Here is a 448-nt window from a genome sequence, read left to right on the forward strand (position 1 = left end):
CAAAGCGTAAGCCTAATTGCTCCATTTTCAGATCCAGTTCATGAAGAACAATGTTTGACAATAACGGACTGATAGGGCTTCCTTGAGGTACTCCTATACGTCGCTTATGTAGTTTACCATCCTTTAAAAGTGGTGCTCTAAGCCATCTGCGTATCAAACACATGGTGTGTTTGCATTTAATTTTACGATACAGCAATTGCAACAGCAAGGTATGATCCACCCTGTCAAAGAATTCTTTCAGGTCAATTTCAACAATATGCTGATAGTCTGAATTAATATAAGAAAGGGCTTTACCTACTGCTTGTTGCGTATTACGTGCCGGACGAAAACCATAACTATAGCTTGAAAAATCTGTTTAATGTGATAATGTTTATTTTAAATGGTCACATTGATCTTACCCTAAAAATATTATTATTATTCATATCATATTAATAATAATATTTTTAAG

1 pseudogene is annotated in these 448 nt (G+C 34.2%); it reads right to left on the reverse strand.

From position 1 onward, the window contains the following. Window positions 1-337 (reverse strand): annotated as a pseudogene (locus tag OM075_RS25630) (reverse transcriptase domain-containing protein); the annotation flags it as partial. Between the last annotated feature and the right edge of the window lie 111 nt (window positions 338-448).

The sequence above is a fragment of the Plebeiibacterium sediminum genome (assembly GCF_026013605.1).
In the GTDB taxonomy this organism is placed as follows: domain Bacteria; phylum Bacteroidota; class Bacteroidia; order Bacteroidales; family Marinilabiliaceae; genus Saccharicrinis; species Saccharicrinis sediminus.